We start from the raw sequence: 15,757 nt of genomic DNA on the forward strand, positions 1-15,757 counted from the left end.
GCCTTTGGTGAACCGTGGAAAGAAAGCCCCGTTGCCGGGGCTTTCATTTCGATCGCGATTACATGCAGGCTCTGCAGCCGGCAGCAATGGACAGAGAGTTGCTTTGTTGGTTGCCCACACCCGCCGACACGTTGGCACCGCCGTTGCCGGAGAAGCTGTTCATCGAGTTGGTCATGGAGGCGTTGTTCACAACAGGGTTTTTCCAGCCGTCTGGAGTCAGCACTTGATGGGTGGTGACGCCAGCCAGATCGAAGGTGCCCACGGCGCTGAATTTGAACTTGTCATCGCCTCTGTGACCCCAGCCACTGTCGTCGATCGTCCCGGTGCCTTTGGCCTTGAAGGTGCCTGAGGACGTGGTGGTATCGGTGAGGGTGGTGGTGACGTGGGTCCGGTCAGCCTTGTTGTCGACATCCAGGCCGGTGGTGGATTGGTAAGCGTCAGCCGAGGCTGTTGCTACCCGGCCGCCAGACACGGCAATCGCCAGGTTGTTTTTCTGTTGGTTGAAGTTGCCGGCAGTCACGTTGATGCCAATGTTGCCGGAGCCGTTGTTGCCAGCATTGTTGAGCGTGGCGTTATTTTGAGTAGAGCGGTTTTTGACGTAGTTATTGGTGTTGTACTGATACGCGGTGGAGGTTGCCTCGGCAGAACCGAAGATGAAACTTTCATCAGCGGTAGCCAGCGCGGCGGCGTTGTCTTGTTGGTTGCCATCGCCACCCGCGACGTTGGCGCCCATGTTGCCGTTGGAGCCGTTGAGCGAGTTGTCAGCCTCGGCGGTGTTGTTGGTGCCTTGGTTGAGTACCGAGTTGCCGCTGCTGTCCTGTGTATCCCCTACATAGGCGCTGGCGGCGGAGTCGATTGACAGTTGCTGTTCCCAGGTTGGGCCTTTGGGGCCGTGATGATGGTGGCCGTGACCACCGTCGTGATCGTTATCGTTGGCTTGCGCAGCCATCGCCATGACGGCTGCCAGGGCGAAGACGAGAGGCTTGAGAGCCATTGTGGGTTTCATGGTGTTTCTCCGTGCTTATTAGTTGGTTAAGTGTTGGTTACTTTCTAATCGCACTGCGTTCGGGTCAGTCAGCGACCCGTATGCTCAGGGTGTTAGCCATTCGGTTCCCCACCCCGGCACTCTGGTTCACCTGAATCACTCCTCGGCTGCCGGTGAAGGCCTGGTCGCTTGTCACGACCTGGCGACTGCCTTTTGAAGCGTCAGTTGCCCCTGAGCTTGGTAACAACGCCACGTTCTGTTGAGAAAGGGCGCTATCGTCGACGCTTTGCGGCGCAGCACTGATGCTGATGCGCATTGCGTTGGCCATCTGGTTATTGGCCCCGGCGCCCTGGTTGACACCCAGTGCACCGTTGCCTTGACTGAAAGAGTTGCCGCCGATGGTGGCCGTCGCGTTCATCGACGGGTTGGCGGGCGTGTCGAGTTTCTGGATGACGCGAGTGGTCGCCGAGGCATCGGTGCCGATGGCGATAGCGCGGGTGTTGGCCTGTTGCTGTTGATCGCCGGAGGCCTGGTTGACGTTGAAGTTGCCGTTGTACCGGGCGCCGGAATCCAGGATGTTGGCGGTGTTGACCACCGGAACGCTGGAGTCGGCCATGGCGCCTGGGCTCACACTGGCACCGATGACCAGGGCGAGAAGGATCAGGGAGCGGCTCATGTCATTGACCTCCCGCCAGTCTGCCCAACGGCGCGAGGCCGGAACTCATGGCATGGTTGATCGTTCCCGAAATCGCGCCACCGCTACCGCCGCCGTGACCGGCGCTCATGCCGGGCATGCCATTGGGATTGGTCACGACATTGAGGCTGCCGGGTATATTGCCGTTCTGGTTGATGCTGTTGCTGATGGACGAACCGCTGGCCACGCTGGCGAACTCACCATCGCTCAGTTCGGTGCTGTTGAGTGTCGAGGTGACACGATCCGAAGGGTTGGCGTTGACAGTGGTCGGGTAGGGGGCTTTCTGGAACGGCGGCCTGCCGACGGTGTGGGGCTGTACATCACGAGTGAGTACGATGACGCCGTTGCCTTCAGCCTGAACGTCAAAACTGAGGAGTGAGACGGTGGCACATCCGAGCAGCATCAAGCGCGTAAAGCCTTTACGAAAAGTCCCCACGACTGCGATTCCTTCTGTTGTGCGCTGGCCCTAATCAGCGTTGTGAAGGAGAGAGCGAAAGTCGTGCCGTTTTTTGATTGTTGTTTTGATTCAATGGGTTATCGATCAAGGGAAATGGATCCTTGATCGAGCTGTTTCAGGCCTGAGACAAAAGCGGGGGGCTATAACGGGGAAAAGGAGGCGCAACACTCTGGATCCATAGCTTGCGTTGTGATGTATCAGCGCTTTAACACAGATCATGACGCAATGATGAATAGCGCTGAAACGGGCTGTTCGAGTGTAAAGGTATGTTTCACAAACGGACGCATTTGCAAAAATATCGCAACAAATGCTGGGGGGCTGTAGCAGCTGTAGCAGCTGTAGCAGCTGCTACGGCCGGATACAGGTCAGTGTCCAAGCAGCAGAGTGACGGCCTGCAACGCTTGGGCTCGGCGTTCTGCCCAGTCACCCTGGATCACTTGAACAGGTTTGCGATGCTGCTCCAGCCATGCCTGAGTCGCGTTGAAAAAAGCCCGGCGTTGATCCAGCTGCGGCTGACAACGCTGACCATCGTCGGTCCAGTCGACGAGTTCAGGCGACAACAGCAAGTGCAAGTCGTAATGCCGGGCCAGCAGCGCTTGTTCGAGCCAGGCCGGGCAATCGCTAAACAGGGTCTGGCTCCAAAGCATGTTGCTCAGCAAGTGCGTGTCGAGAATCAGCAACGGTGGCGCAAGGGCGCGGGCATCATCTTCCCATTGCAACTGGCCGCGGGCGATCTCGGGGATATCCGCGAGGCAGGTGTCCCGTGCCTCCTGTTCAATGAACCAACGCACGTATTCGCCCACCAGAACGCCGCCGAATTGCTGTTGCAGCTCGGTGGCGAGCCAGCTCTTTCCGCTCGATTCGGGGCCCGTGAGCACCAGCACTTTCATGTGCGCAACGCCGGGTCGGCGCGCCACGTCCGCCAGCCTTGCACTGCCAGCAGGGCGAAAACCCCATAGAGGGCGGCGGTCAGGTACAGCTCTTTGTAGATGAACAGGCCGACGAAGATGACGTCCAGCGCGATCCACAGCGGCCAGCATTGCAGGCGTTTTTGCGCCATCCATAACTGTGCTACCAGGCTGAAACCGGTCAAGGCAGCGTCGAGCCAGGGCTGGGCGGCGTCGGTCCAGTGAGCCATCGCAGCCCCCAGCAGCAGGCTGCCGACCGCGCCCACGGCCAGACCGAGCGCGACGGATTTGCCATCGAGCACGCTGACATGCCGCCCGTCATGCGTCACGCCCGCGCGAGTCCACTGCCTCCAGCCGTAAAGCTGCAACGCGGCGTAGATCACTTGCAGCAACATGTCCGAATACAGCTTCACCTCGAAAAAGATCCAGCTATACAGCAGCACCATGACCAGACCGACCGGCCAGCACCAGGGGTTCTGTTTGACCGTCAGCCAGACGGCAATCACACCGAGGGCGGCGGCAAACAGTTCAAGCCCGGACATGGAGGATCCTTGGTGAAGACGAGTAGGGGGGCGGATTGTAGCGGCAGGCGCTGCCAAGTAGAACCGGCTTGCACGGTCCGGTGTAGCAGCTGCCGAGCCTGCGAGGCTGCGTTCGGCGGCGAAGCCGTCGTGAAATCAGGCGACGCGGTGTTCCAGATGACCGCGTGCTCAGAAATTACGACGGTTTCGCCCGAATGCGGCCCACACCGAACGCAGCCTCGCAGGCTCGGCAGCTGCTACAAGTGATCAGACCCGAAACTGCTTGAGCAACCCGTTCAACTGTTCGCTCAATTCCTTGAGATGAACACTGGCCACGCTCGACTGCTCGGCCGCCAATGCCGTGCTGTGGGACAACCCGGCGGCCTGGGTGACGTTCTGATTGATGTCTTCCACCACATGCGCCTGCTGCAAGGTTGCACTGGCAATCGAGGCATTCAAGCCGTTGAGGTTGCGCAAGGCCTGGCCGATGGCATTCAGGCTGGCACCGGCCAGACCGGCCTGCTCGATGGTCAGTTGCGAGGCGCGGCTGCTGTCGCCAATCACCTTGACCGCCGCCTCGGAATGGCTTTGCAGGCGTTCGATCATCGACTGGATTTCTGCCGTCGACTTCTGGGTGCGCTGGGCCAGCAGGCGCACTTCATCGGCGACCACCGCAAACCCTCGACCTTGCTCACCGGCCCGGGCGGCTTCGATGGCGGCGTTGAGGGCCAGCAGGTTGGTTTGCTCGGCGATAGAGCGAATCACTTCCAGGACACTGCCGATTTGCGTGCTTTCGTCGGCCAGCGTACGAATCACTTCTACCGCTTGATCGATGGTCGAAGACAGCTTGTCGATCTGCTGCAGGCTGCCATCAATATTGATCTGTCCCTGCTGCGCCTGAGATTCGGCATCGCGCATTTCACTGGCCGCGTGTTCGGCGTTTTTCGCCACATCCTGCACGCCGTAGGTCACTTCGTTGATCGCGGTCGCCACCAGTTCCATTTGCTGGGACTGCTGCTGGCTGCGTTGCTGGGCTTGCACGGCGTCGTTGCCCAGTTCGCTGGAAGACTGGCCCAGCGCGCCGGCGGACACTTGCAATTGACTGATCACCAGGCGCAGCTTGGCGGTAAAGGCATTGAAGTGCCGGGCCAGTTGCGTGACTTCGTCCTGGCCGTGGGTATCGAGGCTGCGGGTCAGGTCGCTTTCACCGCTGGCGATATTGGCCATGGCATTCACGGTTTCCTGCAACGGGCGCACGATGCTGCGGGCAATCATGATCACCAGCAGCGCCATGATCAGGGCAATCACCAGGCCGACGAAAGACGCCTTCCAGACCTGCGCATTAAACTCGGCCTGCATGTCGTCGATGTACACGCCCGAGCCGATCACCCAACCCCAGGGCTCGAACAGTTTGACGTAGGAGGTTTTTTCCACCGGCGCACTGGCGCCCGGTTTCGGCCAGCGGTAGTTGACCATGCCGGCGCCCTTGGCCTTGGCGATGGCGGCCATTTCGTTGAACAGTGCAAAACCGTCCGGGTCGCGGATCGTCGAGAGGTTCTGGCCTTCAAGTTTTGGATTGGTCGGGTGCATGACCATGACCGGCGTCAGGTCGTTGATCCAGAAATAGTCATTCTGGTCGTAGCGCAAACCACGCACGGCGGTCAGTGCCTGCTGTTGCGCGGCGGCGCGGGTGAGGGTGCCGGCGGTTTCCAGGCCGTGGTAGTAGGTCAGGATGCCACTGGCGGTCTGCACCACATGCTGGGTCTTCTGGGCCTTGGCCTGATAAAGGTCGTCGTGGATCTGTTTGAGCATCAACGCGCCCAACGTCAACAGCATCACCACGGCCACGATCAAGATAAGCCACAAGCGTCGGCTGATCGACACACTGCGCAAGCTGTTCATAACGCTGTTACTCCGTTTTCTTGTTCTTGTCATAAACGATCGCCAGCATCCAACCACACTGTGCCGATCGGAGCCTATACGACTCAGGTCCTATTACACGGCAGCGCAAATGAGGCTTGTCTGATAGGATTTCGGCCCCGCGCGGAAAAACCTGAGTCCAAGTCGATTTTTCACGGAATTTTTACGGTTTTGTGTGGATCTTGTGCGCGCGGGGTTTCAGCGCACGCTGATCGCGAATAACGCTCTACAAATTATTAACGGGGCATGCCTGGGGGCATGGCTTCTTGGGGGAACGATGGATCTTTGGACAGCCTTTCAGGCATTGATTTTAGGCGTTATAGAAGGGCTGACCGAGTTCTTGCCCATTTCCAGTACCGGGCACCAGATCATTGTGGCGGACTTGCTCAATTTCGGCGGTGAACGAGCGATGGCCTTCAACATCATCATTCAGCTCGGCGCGATCCTGGCGGTGGTCTGGGAGTTCCGTCGCAAGATCCTCGACGTGATCATCGGTTTGCCGACGCAGCCCAGCGCTCGACGCTTTACCGCGAACCTGTTGATCGCCTTCCTGCCGGCGGTGGTATTAGGGGTGATTTTTGCCGACCTGATCCACAAGTACCTGTTCAACCCGATCACCGTGGCCAGCGCATTGGTCGTGGGCGGGATCATCATGTTGTGGGCTGAGCGCCGGCAGCATGTCGTGCATGCCGAAAGCGTCGATGACATCACCTGGAAAGAAGCCCTGAAAGTCGGCTTCGCCCAGTGCCTGGCGATGATCCCGGGGACCTCACGTTCCGGTTCGACGATCATCGGCGGTTTGCTGTTCGGGTTGTCGCGCAAGACGGCTACTGAGTTTTCGTTTTTCCTCGCCATGCCAACCATGGTCGGCGCGGCAGTGTACTCGGGCTATAAATACCGCCACCTGTTTGTACCGGCTGATTTCCCGGTGTTCGCCATCGGCTTCGTCACCGCGTTTATCTTTGCAATGATCGCCGTCCGGGGGCTGCTCAAGTTCATCGCTAGCCACAGCTACGCGGCGTTCGCCTGGTACCGCATCGTGTTCGGCCTGGTGATCCTGGCGACCTGGCAGTTCGGTTGGGTCGACTGGACCGCGGCCAAGCCATGAGCGACGCCACCGCACGCAACAACCCCGGGCGCAAGTCCGGGGGAGCGATTCAAAACCTGCGGTTGAAATTGCTGGTGTTCGTTGCGCTGTGCGCAGTGCCGTTGTTTGGCTCGGTGTCGCTGTGGCTGCGCGGGGTGTCGGTGATTCCCCTGGCCGCCTATGGCGTCGTCAGCGTGCTGGCGTTTTTCCTGTACTGGGGCGACAAGTACAAGGCCCGCGCCGACAGCTGGCGCACGCCGGAGAACGTCTTGCACGCAGTGGAACTGGCGGGCGGTTGGCCGGGTGCCTTGCTGGCCCAGCAAGTGTTTCGGCACAAGACCCGCAAGGTTTCGTTTCAACTGGTGTTCTGGCTCATCGTGCTGATGCATCAGGTGTTCTGGATCGACCAGTTGTTTTTGGGTGCCCAGCTGTTCGCGCTGTTCTAAAGCTGTTTTAAAGCAGCAAGCCGATCTGCGTGCGCTTGGGCAACTTGCTCACCACCAGTTGGTGGGAGCGTTGCAGCAAGCCTTGCAGCTCTTCGGTGCCCAGCGGGTAGGGCGTGTCCATGATGATCCACTGCGCCCGGGCCAGATACGGCGCCGGGTGAATACCCGGTCGGTCGCAATGGCCCAGGAACAGGTCCTTGTCGACCTTGAAGGCCAGGGACTGGCCCCGCAGGTTCTGCAAGGCGAACATCTTGCTCCCGGCAATCGAAAACACCCTCACGCCCCCCCACTTGTAATCCTCCCGCGCGCCGGGCAGCGCCAGGCAGAATTGCGCGACATCCTCTTCGCTCATTGGTCTTGCCTTCATAACAGTCGGTCCCCACAGGCATTGAATGATTCGATCAAATGGTCGATCCAGGCGCGTACCGCCGGCATTACCCCGCGCCGATGAGGGTAGACCGCTTGCAGCCAACCGCCCGGCAAAGACCAGTCGGGCAGCAATTGCACCAGCGAGCCGTTTTCCAGTTCCTGCTCGCAGTACATCATCGGCAACACGGTGAAACCCAGCCCGGACAGGGTACATGCCTTGCGCACGAGAAAATCGTCGATGCCCAATCGAGCTTCGAATGTCATTTCACAGGCCTTGCCCTGCTGGTCGAGCATCCGCAGATGCACCAGCCGATCGGCTTCCAGTGCGCCCAATATCGGCACGTTTTTCAAGTCGTCCGGGGTCTTGATCTGCCGCTCGCGAAGAAACGCCGGGCTGGCGACCATGACAGTCTGCGCCTGACGTAAGCGGCGGGTGACCAGCAGTGGGTCTTCATCTCCCAGTTCCCGCACTCTCAAGGCGACATCGACGCCTTCGGTCACCAGGTCAACCCGGCGATTGAGCAGCAGCATCTCCAGCTGAACCTGCGGGAATTTCTCCAGGAACTTGCTGATCACCGACGGGAACATGTCGTGGGCCAACCCCACCGGGCAGGAAACCCGCAGTCTGCCGCGCGGTTCGCTGGACATGCTGGCCACTGCTTCGTCGGCCATCTCGGCCTCCAGCAGCATCGCCTGACAGTGCCGCAAGTAGCGCTCGCCCACGGCGGTCAGGTTGAGTTGGCGGGTGGTGCGTTGCAGCAGGCGCGCGCCAAGGCGTTCTTCCAGTTCGGCGATGCGTCGTGACAGCCGGGACTTGGGAATCCCGAGCAAACGCCCGGCCGCCGCGAAGCCGCCGGCGTCGACCACCTTGGCGAAGTAGTAGAGGTCGTTGAGATCTTGCATGCTTTAAATCCAACTGTTCTATCGGTGGGACGAACTATCGCATTATTGCCATCTAATCAGCTATTGGTTTCGTCGGTAGGATTGTCTCCATCAGATCGCCGGGTGGCGATCCTCACCTTGGAGATCCCACATGAAATTACTGCATATCGATTCGAGCATTCTGGGTGACAACTCGGCTTCCCGTCAGTTGAGCGGTGAAGTCGTCAAAGCCTGGCAAGCCGCCGAGCCTGGCGTTGTGGTGACTTACCGCGACCTGGCCGCCGATGCCATCAGCCATTTCTCCGCCGCCACGCTGGTCGCTGCTGGCACCGCCGCTGAACTGCGCAACGCCGCGCAACAGCATGAAGCCGATTTGAGTGCGCAGGCCTTGGCCGAATTCCTCGCCGCCGATGCCGTCGTGATTGCAGCGCCGATGTACAACTTCACTATCCCGACCCAACTCAAGGCCTGGATCGACCGCATCGCCGTAGCCGGCCAGACTTTCCGCTACACCGAAGCCGGCCCTGAAGGCCTGTGCGGCGGCAAGAAAGTGGTGATCGTTTCGACGGCTGGCGGTTTGCACGCTGGCCAACCGACCGGCACTGCTCACGAAGAGTACTTGAAGGTGATGTTCGGCTTCCTCGGTATCACCGACATCGAGTTCGTCCGCGCCCATGGCCTGGCCTACGGTGATGAAGTACGCAACAAAGCCATGAGCGACGCTCAGGCGCAAATCAGCGAACAATTGTTCGCCGCCGCGTAAGGCTTGCGTAAAGACGTCAAACGACGCAGGCAATACCCCTGAAACTCTGTATTCTGGTCATCGTGATGGCCAGGTACAGAGTTTTTTGTTTCTGGCGGCGATCAGTTTCTGGCCCAGGTTATGCAGTCGAGGGTTAATATCTGCGGTCAGGTAATAAGGTGGGGCATCCCATGGTGCGTCTTTGTGCAACATTACTGATTTGCCTGTTCGGCAGCCTGAATTCAGTGCACGCCGCGCCTGTGCTGTTTCCTCACTGGAGCGTCGGTTTCCATGAGATGACATTCCTCGACCCGCTGGACTTGCAGCCGATGCGCGCCATCGCCTTTTATCCGTCCAGTGAGAGGGAGCACTCCAGCAAGCTCGAGGGTTACACGGTCGAAGCCGGTGAAGACACCAAAGTCGCTATCGGACGCTTCCCGATGCTGATGCTGTCCCATGGCAACACCGGAACCCCGCTGGCGCTGCACGATCTGGCCACCTCGCTGGCACGCAAGGGGTTTGTGGTGGTGGCGGTGATCCATCCCGGCGACAACTCCAAAGACCACAGCCGCCTCGGCACCTTGAGCAATCTTTACGGGCGGCCGATCCAGATTTCCGAAGCCATTACCGCGACCCTGGGCGACCGTATGCTTGCGCCCTTCGTCAATGCCGATCAGGTTGGGGTGATCGGCTATTCGGCGGGCGGTGAGACCGCGTTGATCTTGTCCGGCGCCACTCCGGACCTGGACCGTCTGCGCCGTTATTGCCATGAGCGCCCGGACGATCATGATGCCTGCAACACGCAAGGTGAATTGATCGTCGACCGCGATGACTTGCAGCCAGTGCCAGACCCGCGAGTACATGCCTTGTTGCTGATGGCGCCACTGAGCCTGAAGTTCGGCCGTCATACCCTGGCCGATGTGCATGTGCCGGTTCTGCTATACAGCGGCGATGGCGACAAGCTGGTGGCGTTCGACAAAAACGCCGCAGCGCTGGCGCGCAAACTGCCGACTGCACCGGATTTCAAATTGCTGGCCGGGGCAGGGCACTTCGTGTTCCTGGCACCGTGCAACGAAGAACAAATCGCCACCATGCCGGCGCTGTGCACCGACGCCGACGGCGTCGACCGCAAGGACATTCACCGCAACCTGATCTCTGAAGCCGGCCGTTTCTTCTCCCATGCCCTGGGCAAACCAAGCCGGGCCGGCATGCAAACCGCGGATCAATAAATCAATCCTGGCCGATGGCGCGGTGTTTCAGTAACAAGGTCAAACCGAGTCCAGTCACGGACAACAACGCCGCACTAAAGAAAATCCACGAATATCCCAGGTTCAATGCCACCGCACCCATCAGCGGCCCGGCAATCGCCAGTGCCAGATCGAAAAACACCGCATAAGCACTCAAACCCGCCCCGCGACTGGAATTGGGCACCTGCTTGATCGCTTCCACCCCCAGCGCCGGATAGACCAGCGACAGACCGAACCCGGTCAAGCCTGCGCCGATCAAGGCGTAAACGGTCGAGGGCGCCAGCCACAACAGCACCAGTCCAACGGTTTCAATGCTCATGCAGGCAATGGCCGAGGTGAAACCACCGAAACGGCTGATGCTGGAAATGAACAACAGCCGCGACAGAATGAAGCACACCCCGAACACCGTCAGGCAGTAAGCCGCACCAGTCCAGCTACGACTGGCGTAATACAGGGTTATAAAAGTAGTGAGTGTGCCGTAGCCGATGGATGCCAGGCTCAGGCTCGCGCCAAAAGGGGCGATGCGCCCGAACACCGCCCAGAACGGCAGCCGCTCGCCGCGAATCACCGGCACCGAAGGTTTGTTGCGGATCAACAGCAGTGCCAATAGGGCCAGTAACGACAGCACGATCCCGAGGCTGGCGAAGCCCAATTCAGCCACCATCACCACGCCCAACGGTGCGCCAATGGCAATGGCGCCGTATGAGGCGATCCCGTTCCAGGAAATCGAACGCGCCGTGTGCTCGACACCGACCTGGCCCATGCACCAACTGATGGTGCCGACCCCGATCAACCCTTGGGCGATCCCCAGCAACAACCGGCCGGCGATCAGGATGATCAGGCTCAACAACGGCAAACTTTGCAGCAGGGTCGACAGCAGCGTCAGCACGCCGCTCAACACAATCCCCGACAACCCGTAAACAATCGCCCGTTTGGTGCCGACGCTGTCCGACAAGCGCCCGGCCATCGGACGGCTGAGCAGGGTGGCCAGGTATTGCGAACCGATGGTCAGCCCCGCAACGATGGCGCTGAACCCCAACTGTTCATGGACATACCCCGGTAACACGGCAATCGGCAGGCCGATGCAGAGGAAGGCAATAAAGGTATAGAAAACGATGGATACGATCTGCAGGGTGATCGCCATGGAGCTTTGCGGGGGCAGTTGCTGCACAGACATGAGAGCTCGTTCGCGGGCGGCGGTAGGAGAACTGCATCATGGCGCGGGTGTGAAATAAAAGAAAGCAGGCTAACGATGTGGATGATAGATCGGCAGTAAGTGGATCAATCTGAAATGCAAAAAGCCCCGTCACCAGGACGGGGCTTTCCATTTGCAGCCAGAAGCCGCCTTACATCAACACACCCTGACTACGCAGGTAGTCGTCATAGGTGCCGCTGAAGTCGATCACGCCATCGGCGCTCAACTCGATGATACGGGTGGCCAGGGACGATACGAACTCACGGTCGTGGCTGACGAAAATCAGCGTGCCCGGGTAGTTCTCCAGCGCCAGGTTCAGCGCCTCGATGGATTCCATGTCCAAGTGGTTGGTCGGTTCGTCCATCACCAGCACGTTCGGCTTTTGCAGGATCAGCTTGCCGAACAGCATGCGACCTTGCTCACCACCGGAGATGACCTTGACCGACTTGAGGATCTCGTCGTTGGAGAACAGCATGCGCCCGAGGGTGCCGCGAACCAGTTGCTCGCCGCCCTGGGTCCATTGGCCCATCCAGTCGAACAGGTTGCAGTCGTCTTCGAAGTCGTGCGCGTGGTCCTGGGCGTAGTAGCCCAGCTCGGCGGCGTCGGTCCATTTCACGGTGCCGGCGTCCGGGGTCAGTTCGTTGACCAGGGTGCGCAGCAGGGTGGTTTTACCGATACCGTTCGGGCCGATGATTGCCACGCGTTCGCCGGCTTCAACGGTGAAGCTGAAGTCCTTGAACAGGGTCTTGCCATCGAAGCCTTTGGCCATGCGCTCGACGATGACCGCCTGACGGTGCAGCTTTTTGGTCTGCTCGAAACGAATGAACGGGCTGACACGGCTCGAAGGTTTGACTTCGGCCAGCTGGATTTTGTCGATCTGCTTGGCGCGGGAAGTTGCCTGCTTGGCTTTCGAGGCGTTGGCCGAGAAGCGGCTGACGAACGATTGCAGTTCCGAGATCTGCGCTTTCTTCTTGGCGTTGTCCGACAGCAACTGCTCGCGGGACTGGGTCGCCACGGTCATGTACTCGTCGTAGTTGCCTGGGAACAGGCGCAGCTCGCCGTAATCCAGGTCAGCCATGTGGGTGCACACGCTGTTCAGGAAGTGACGGTCGTGGGAGATGATGATCATCAGGCTGGAGCGCTGGGTCAGCACGTTTTCCAGCCAGCGGATGGTGTTGATGTCCAAGTGGTTGGTCGGTTCGTCGAGCAACAGCACTTCAGGATCGGAGAACAGCGCCTGCGCCAGCAACACGCGCAGTTTCCAGCCCGGCGACACTTCACTCATCGGGCCGAAGTGCTGCTCGATGCCGATACCCAGGCCCAGCAACAGCTCGCCGGCACGGGACTCGGCGGTGTAGCCGTCCATTTCGGCGAATTCGGTTTCCAGCTCGGCCACGGCCATGCCGTCTTCTTCGGTCATTTCCGGCAGCGAGTAGATGCGATCGCGCTCGGCCTTGACCTTCCACAGCTCTTCGTGACCCATGATCACGGTGTCGATCACGGTGAATTCTTCGTAGGCGAACTGGTCTTGACGCAACTTACCCAGACGCACGTTCGGCTCAAGCATGACCTGGCCGCCGGACGGCTCGAGATCGCCACCGAGGATTTTCATGAAGGTCGACTTGCCGCAACCGTTGGCGCCGATCAGGCCGTAGCGGTTGCCCGCGCCGAATTTGACCGAAACGTTTTCGAATAGCGGCTTGGCGCCGAACTGCATCGTGATGTTAGCTGTGGAGATCAATTACTTTACCTATCAATGGGTTGCGAGCTGCGCATTTTGGCGCTTGGGCCATACCTGGGGCGTTTTGGAGTTTCTCCATCTCTCCCCAGTCACCGCTAGACTTCAACCGGCGCGCATAAGTCGAGAGCAGCATCTGGACGCTTGTCCAAGCTGTTGGGCAATAAAGGCGGGATTCATGCCAGACATTCTGCATATTGTCGCATAAGTGTGACGGCAGTTGTACGGCGCGCGATAACGTGTCGCGAGCTTCTTCAGGTTGGCCCCGCTGCTTGGGTCTACCTGAGGGGATGGTTCATCCTGGTGGGTGGCGAAACGCTACGCAAATCCTTGATTACACGCCAATGTTATTTTTGTTCAGCGTTGTGTTAGGGACACCGGGCGCTGCTCTGGGTAAAGTCGGCAGCGCTTGCCCGGCCAGGTGTGTTTCAGAAGGATTGCTGAATGGCCAGCACTTGGTCAGGGTGGGCACCTATCCGGATTCGCCTCTGCGGGTGGGACGATATAGCTGATCGGTAATTGTTCCCGAAAAAATAGTCTCTACCGGCCCGATGAGAAAGACCGGGCCCACGCCATCCCATTGAACCGTTACGGTGCCGCCATCACATTCAACCTCAACGGAATGGTCTAATAAACCACGACGAATTCCGCTGACTGCGGCGCCACAAGAGCAAGAACCTGAACCAAGCGGAATACCACCCCAGCGCTCCCAAATGCGCAACCGAATGTGTTGTCGGTTAATGATCTGGACAAAATGCACGTTCGTCCTGAGGGGAAACAGTGGGTTGGTTTCAATGGTCGGTCCGAGGGTCGCTATATCAATGGCTGACAGATCATCCACAAAATAGGTGCAGTGAGGATTGCCCATGCTGCAAGCTGCCGGGCCACCAGCCAGTGGCAAAACAGCAGTATCCAGTTCCTGAGCCAGGGGAATATCCGACCAGCCGAAAAGCGGCTCGCCCATGTTGACCGAAATTGCGCCGGCTGAAGTTCGTTCGCAAGTGAGTAGGCCACGGTTGGTTCGCAGCGCTATCGAAGTCATATTGGATTCGCGCATCAGCATGTCCGCGGCCCCCCGCGTTGCGCTGCCACAAGCATCCAGCGTGGAGCCATCTGCATTCCAAAACATCAAGCGGGCATCGGCATCATCGCAATCAAGCACTGCTGCGAGTTGATTGAATCCGACGCCTCGGTTCCGATCACCCATTCGCCGAGCCAAACTACTTGTCACTGGATTGGCCGAGTTTCGCGAGTCCACAATGACGAAGTCATCGCCATTGGCGTGCATCTTGTGAAAACTCAGCGGCATACATTGATCCTGGTGACGAGGCATGGAGTGAATTGACGTTTTAGGGCGATCTAGCCCCATTCGCATAGCCTTTACAAGCTGTGGTCGGGTAAAGATCAATAGATCGCAGCCTTCGGCAGCTCCAATGGGGCTGCCGTGCGACAAACTGGCGATCGTTCGGGTCGAGACTCAGAGCAAGTAGCCCGCTGCTTGTCCAAGGTGATTGTCCTGTACGCCAGTGATCAGGTGCAGTGGAATGTGCTGTTGCTCATCAATGCATGTGATTTCGAAACTGCCCACTATTTGAGGGTGTCGCTCACTCAGCCCGGTCGACTCTTCTTCCCTTGCCTTAGCCATTCTCGCGTGGTTCGCTGCGATTTCGTTGAGAGTTGACACGTTACATCTCCCGGTGACTGACCAAGCGGATCGCTGGAGTCCTTAAACGTTAATGTGAATGCCGCCGCGTCAGAATTACGTCGTTCTGGGGCTGCTACCGCCGGCATGTGCAAACCCTAAGCCAGACATTGACGCGTATTCCGCGCCACGCTTTCCATACGACGAATGGTGTCGCGCGATGTTCAGATAGGTTCGATCAGTCCAGGGCCATCGTTGTGCACATTGCCCACGGCTTGATCAACCTTGAACCACTCGAATGTCTCGGCCGGCTCGCCCTGCGACAGTACTATCTCCTCGGCTCGCTCTTTCGGCGTGGCCGGATCCAGCCATTCCCGGGCCAGTTCGGCATTCAGCGTCACCGGCTGCCGATCATGAACATCCACCATGCCGCCCTTGCTGTCGGCAGTGATGATCACGAAGCCGTCATGTTCGTCCGGCTGATGTTCGTACCTCGGATATTGACCGATCGCCGCGCACAGGATCGGTGCGCGATCCTTGCGGCGGATGAGGTAGGGCTGCTTCTTCGGGCCGCCCTCGTAAACCCATTCAAACCAGTTATCGATGGCAACGATCGCCCGGTGCGGCCATATGGCTTTGAAGAATGGGCCGTGACTGACTTTCTCAACCCTGGCATTGATCGGCATAGGGTGTTCTTCGGACCAATGCGGCCGCCAGCCCCAGCGAACCCTGTCGGCGTGCAGTACGTCGCCTTCTTGGTGGAAGAGGGCGAGCTGAGTCGTCGGTGCGGCGTTGTAGAGCTCGAATGGCTGATCGCCGGCATTGTTGACCAAGGCGTTGGGCATGCTCAGCGCCTTGACGAAGTCGTGAATGCCTCGGTACTGCGAAAGTCGTCCGCACATGGCTGAGCCCTCATGCTTACAT

General features: G+C 59.1%; 17 protein-coding genes and 1 pseudogene. 4 read left to right on the top strand and 14 right to left on the bottom strand.

The window, feature by feature from the left end; all coding sequences use genetic code 11:
- Positions 1–58: 58 nt before the first annotated feature.
- From fapC to AC1RL4_RS10900, 6 genes are all read right to left on the bottom strand, one after another.
- Positions 59–1,006, bottom strand: coding sequence for an amyloid-like fimbrin subunit FapC (fapC, locus tag AC1RL4_RS10875; protein ID WP_028940514.1), 948 nt, complete (start codon positions 1,004–1,006; stop codon positions 59–61).
- A gap of 64 nt (positions 1,007–1,070) precedes the next feature.
- Positions 1,071–1,661 (bottom strand): fibril amyloid subunit FapB, encoded by a 591-nt coding sequence (gene fapB, locus AC1RL4_RS10880; protein ID WP_019649954.1) that lies wholly within the window; start codon positions 1,659–1,661, stop codon positions 1,071–1,073.
- Position 1,662: 1 nt separating this feature from the next.
- Complete coding sequence (gene fapA, locus AC1RL4_RS10885; RefSeq protein ID WP_493119596.1) at positions 1,663–2,115, bottom strand: functional amyloid chaperone FapA; 453 nt, start codon at positions 2,113–2,115, stop codon at positions 1,663–1,665.
- A gap of 386 nt (positions 2,116–2,501) precedes the next feature.
- The gene (locus AC1RL4_RS10890; protein ID WP_230172607.1) at positions 2,502–3,026 is read right to left on the bottom strand and encodes an AAA family ATPase; all 525 of its coding nucleotides are present in this window, start codon (positions 3,024–3,026) and stop codon (positions 2,502–2,504) included.
- Positions 3,023–3,586, bottom strand: coding sequence for a nicotinamide riboside transporter PnuC (gene pnuC, locus AC1RL4_RS10895; RefSeq protein ID WP_028940517.1), 564 nt, complete (start codon positions 3,584–3,586; stop codon positions 3,023–3,025). The genes AC1RL4_RS10890 and pnuC overlap by 4 nt, the downstream gene beginning before the upstream one ends.
- Before the next feature lie 246 nt (positions 3,587–3,832).
- Entirely contained in the window at positions 3,833–5,467 is a 1,635-nt protein-coding gene (locus AC1RL4_RS10900; RefSeq protein WP_096480150.1) for a methyl-accepting chemotaxis protein, read from the bottom strand.
- Between the two features lie 295 nt (positions 5,468–5,762).
- Between AC1RL4_RS10900 and AC1RL4_RS10905 the strand changes: the two genes are divergently transcribed.
- Both AC1RL4_RS10905 and AC1RL4_RS10910 read left to right on the top strand, forming a co-directional pair.
- Complete coding sequence (locus AC1RL4_RS10905; protein ID WP_019579207.1) at positions 5,763–6,593, top strand: undecaprenyl-diphosphate phosphatase; 831 nt, start codon at positions 5,763–5,765, stop codon at positions 6,591–6,593.
- A complete protein-coding gene (locus AC1RL4_RS10910; protein WP_019579206.1) occupies positions 6,590–7,018 on the top strand; it encodes a DUF1294 domain-containing protein in 429 nt (142 codons plus the stop codon). The genes AC1RL4_RS10905 and AC1RL4_RS10910 overlap by 4 nt, the downstream gene beginning before the upstream one ends.
- Positions 7,019–7,025: 7 nt before the next feature.
- Here the strand turns inward: AC1RL4_RS10910 and AC1RL4_RS10915 are convergent, their stop codons facing one another.
- Both AC1RL4_RS10915 and AC1RL4_RS10920 read right to left on the bottom strand, forming a co-directional pair.
- Positions 7,026–7,385: an MmcQ/YjbR family DNA-binding protein gene (locus AC1RL4_RS10915; protein ID WP_026286414.1), complete on the bottom strand. Its 360-nt coding sequence runs from the start codon at positions 7,383–7,385 to the stop codon at positions 7,026–7,028.
- Positions 7,382–8,290: a LysR substrate-binding domain-containing protein gene (locus tag AC1RL4_RS10920; RefSeq protein ID WP_019649947.1), complete on the bottom strand. Its 909-nt coding sequence runs from the start codon at positions 8,288–8,290 to the stop codon at positions 7,382–7,384. The genes AC1RL4_RS10915 and AC1RL4_RS10920 overlap by 4 nt, the downstream gene beginning before the upstream one ends.
- A gap of 130 nt (positions 8,291–8,420) precedes the next feature.
- On the opposite strand from AC1RL4_RS10920, the gene AC1RL4_RS10925 reads away from it, so the two are divergent.
- Positions 8,421–9,032, top strand: a complete 612-nt coding sequence (locus AC1RL4_RS10925; RefSeq protein WP_230172609.1) for an FMN-dependent NADH-azoreductase — start codon at positions 8,421–8,423, stop codon at positions 9,030–9,032.
- Between the two features lie 170 nt (positions 9,033–9,202).
- Positions 9,203–10,240: an alpha/beta hydrolase family protein gene (locus AC1RL4_RS10930; RefSeq protein ID WP_019579088.1), complete on the top strand. Its 1,038-nt coding sequence runs from the start codon at positions 9,203–9,205 to the stop codon at positions 10,238–10,240.
- Between the two features lies 1 nt (position 10,241).
- On the opposite strand, the gene AC1RL4_RS10935 is transcribed toward AC1RL4_RS10930, so the two are convergent.
- The 6 genes and pseudogenes from AC1RL4_RS10935 to AC1RL4_RS10960 form a co-directional block, all read right to left on the bottom strand.
- Positions 10,242–11,435 carry an MFS transporter gene (locus tag AC1RL4_RS10935; protein ID WP_204123721.1) on the bottom strand — a complete coding sequence of 398 codons (1,194 nt, stop codon included), beginning with the start codon at positions 11,433–11,435 and terminating at the stop codon, positions 10,242–10,244.
- A 169-nt stretch (positions 11,436–11,604) separates the two neighbouring features.
- Positions 11,605–13,194 (bottom strand): ABC-F family ATPase, encoded by a 1,590-nt coding sequence (locus tag AC1RL4_RS10940; protein ID WP_026286413.1) that lies wholly within the window; start codon positions 13,192–13,194, stop codon positions 11,605–11,607.
- Positions 13,178–13,449 (bottom strand): annotated as a pseudogene (locus tag AC1RL4_RS10945) (hypothetical protein); the annotation flags it as partial. The gene AC1RL4_RS10940 and the pseudogene AC1RL4_RS10945, both read right to left, overlap by 17 nt.
- A 214-nt stretch (positions 13,450–13,663) precedes the next feature.
- The gene (gene dapF, locus AC1RL4_RS10950; protein WP_019579086.1) at positions 13,664–14,500 is read right to left on the bottom strand and encodes a diaminopimelate epimerase; all 837 of its coding nucleotides are present in this window, start codon (positions 14,498–14,500) and stop codon (positions 13,664–13,666) included.
- Positions 14,501–14,668: 168 nt separating this feature from the next.
- Complete coding sequence (locus AC1RL4_RS10955) at positions 14,669–14,875, bottom strand: hypothetical protein (RefSeq protein WP_019579085.1); 207 nt, start codon at positions 14,873–14,875, stop codon at positions 14,669–14,671.
- Positions 14,876–15,057: 182 nt separating this feature from the next.
- On the bottom strand, positions 15,058–15,735 hold the full coding sequence (locus tag AC1RL4_RS10960) for an SOS response-associated peptidase family protein (RefSeq protein WP_019579084.1): 678 nt from the start codon (positions 15,733–15,735) through the stop codon (positions 15,058–15,060).
- Between the last annotated feature and the right edge of the window lie 22 nt (positions 15,736–15,757).

The sequence above is a fragment of the Pseudomonas sp. GW822-FHT07A10 genome, from assembly GCF_058798795.1.